At 40.7% G+C, this 2870-nt stretch carries 3 protein-coding genes; all 3 read left to right on the top strand.

Features of this window, described 5'->3' with window-relative positions; all coding sequences use genetic code 11:
* Positions 1–201: 201 nt before the first annotated feature.
* Complete coding sequence (locus WCV88_06335) at positions 202–450, top strand: GlsB/YeaQ/YmgE family stress response membrane protein (protein ID MFA6475774.1); 249 nt, start codon at positions 202–204, stop codon at positions 448–450.
* 47 nt (positions 451–497) lie between these two features.
* Positions 498–1049, top strand: coding sequence for a hypothetical protein (locus tag WCV88_06330; protein ID MFA6475773.1), 552 nt, complete (start codon positions 498–500; stop codon positions 1047–1049).
* Positions 1050–1284: 235 nt separating this feature from the next.
* Positions 1285–2870: ice-binding family protein (locus WCV88_06325; protein MFA6475772.1), on the top strand; the 1586-nt coding region annotated here is incomplete at its 3' end.

The following is a 2870-nucleotide window of genomic DNA, read 5'->3' as shown; positions in this document are numbered from 1 at the left end:
TATCTGGAAAATATTAAATTGCTAGAAAAAAAAGTAGAGAAAAAAATGAGTAATTAATTTTTATTTTAAAAATAATACTATGAAAACAACTCTCAAAACCAATATCACCATCAAAGATGAAAATGGCATGGAGCAGTATTTTATAGCGTTATTACATTAATCAGAGTACACTTAAAGTACTAATTATTTACCACAATTATTATGGGTATATTACTTTGGATCATTTTTGGAGGGCTGGTCGGCTGGATCGCTTCCATGATTATGGGTACGAACGCTAAACAGGGCTTACTACTAAATATTGTAGTAGGTATTATTGGAGCAATAATTGGCGGGGTGCTAATGAGTTGGCTAGGTAAAAGTAGTGCCATTGGTTTTAACTGGTATAGTTTTTTAGTCGCTTTGCTTGGCGCAGTAGTGTTGTTGGGTATTATAAAATTAATCAAACGTTAGAGCATTATTGTATATAGCTAAGCTTCTAAGTTAACCTAAAAACCCATATGAATTCTAATCTTGTCCCATCACGCAGTGAAGATGAGCTGACCAAAGTTTCGGATGCCAATTCCGAACAAACAATAAGAAAGAGTACCGCAGTTGGGCCAACCCAACTAGCCCAAACGGTTGCAACATCAACGTCGACACCAACGAGTCAGTCCACGAAAACTGAACGCACTGTTGGCGCCACGCCTAGTGCAGCTAAAGAGTACGATCAGAAAAAAACGCTTTTTCACGCTTACCAAATCATTTGGTATATTTTTGGCTTTATTGAAATTATTCTTGGCTTCCGATTTGTGCTCAAATTCCTGGGCGCAAACCCTGATGCGGGATTTACACAACTGGTCTATATCATAAGCACGCCGTTTGCCAGTCCATTTGCGAATATTTTTCAGGCTTCCACAACTTTAGGAGTGGAAACCACTTCCTTTTTCGAGTGGTCAACCTTAGTGGCGGCCATCGTCTATATCGTTATCGCCTGGGGTATTATGAAAATTTTCAAGTTAGGTAAGCCGACTGACCCAACGGAAGTCGTTAATACGGTTGATCATCAATAATTCCAGTCAAAGTAAAAATACAATCTTCCCCACTGAAAAAAATAACTATAATTACTAATAAAAATACCGTGAGTGATACTAGGTAGTAAACTGTAATAAGCTAAATTCAATATTGAATCAGTTATCAACAGAGCGTTGTCTCGTACTAGCTTAGCTCTGATAAAGGTGATAAACTAAACGCTAGTAATATTGAGTTCATTAACTTTATTTAATTTATAATATTTAGGAGGAAAATATGAAAGTACTTAAAAAATTGTCAGTGGCTATTTTAGCTACTGTTTTTATATTTAATTTAATTGGATTGAATCAAGTTCAAGCCGTTACGACAGTTGATCTTGGTTCAACTGATAATTTTGCTATTTTAGGGGGCTCTACAGTCACAAATACAGGTTCGAGCGTGATTACCGGAGATCTGGGTTTAAGTCCAGGCAGTTCGGTCACTGGTTTTCCGCCTGGCACACTCAATGGGACGCAACATGTGGCTGATACAACGGCTGTGCAAGCGAAAACTGATTTAATCACAGCCTACAATGACGCCGTTGGACAAACCCCGGTGTCGACAGTGTCTACGGAGCTTGGCGGAACAACAAAAACCGCCGGTATCTATAATTCAGCGAACGGTACATTTGGATTAACAAATACTCTAACGCTTGATGCTGAAGGTAACCCCGATGCGGTCTTTATCTTTCAGACAGCATCCACGCTTATCACAGGCGGTTCTAGCGTTGTGGTTCTCACTAATGGTGCCCAAGCCTGTAACGTGTTTTGGCAGGTTGGCAGTTCCGCGACTCTAGGAGCCAACTCCACTTTCAAAGGTAATATTTTGGCTTTAACGTCTGCTACACTCACGACTGGTGCCGCTGTAGAAGGTAGAGTATTAGCGCGCAATGGCGCGGTGACCTTAGACACCAACGTTATTACCAGGGCAACCTGTGTAGTGCCTCCCACGACCACAACTCCCACTCCGACAGAAACACTAGTTCCGCCATTAATTAGCGTTGAAAAAGTGCCTACGCCGCTAGCTTTGCCGGATGGATCTGGTTCAGTGACCTACGATTATACCGTAACAAATATTGGCACAGTCGCCATTAATAATGTTATGGTAACTGATAATAAATGTGATACTGTAGACTTTGTATCCGGTGATGCTAATAGTGATGACATTCTTGATTTGACGGAAACTTGGAACTATAATTGTACCAGAACTGTCGCAAAAACTCTTACCAATACAGTAACGGCGACAGGTGAAGCTAATGGTTTTAGTACCACTGATACGGCCAATGCTACAGTGGTGGTTGGTGTACCTATAACACCACCATTAATCCATGTTGTTAAAACGCCCGACACATTCACTATTCCTAATGGCGGCGGACCAGTAACCTACACCTATACCGTCACTAATCCTGGCACAGTGGCTTTAACGAATGTGAGTGTGGTTGATAATAAGTGTAGCCCGGTAACTTATGTTTCCGGTGATACTAATGGCAGTGATACGCTGAATGTTTCAGAAACCTGGACATATACTTGTACAACAGATCTCACTGGCATAACTACCAATACCGCTACGGCCGAAGGTAGCGCCAATGGTTTTACCGTTATCGATTTCGCAGTAGTAACGGTGGCTGAAGGCACTGCCGATACTAACACCAATACTAACACCAATACTAACACTGATACTACAACTAATACTAACACCGATACAAACACCGATACTACAACTAATACTAACACCAATACTAACACCGATACTACAACTAATACTAATAGCACTAACTCCACCAATATTAATCACCGAATTCCCGATTTTCCAGATACAGGATT

The sequence above is a fragment of the Patescibacteria group bacterium genome, assembly GCA_041665365.1.
Lineage (GTDB): Bacteria > Patescibacteriota > Patescibacteriia > UBA9570 > UBA9570 > UBA9570.
This window is presented reverse-complemented; position numbering and strand designations above follow the sequence as displayed.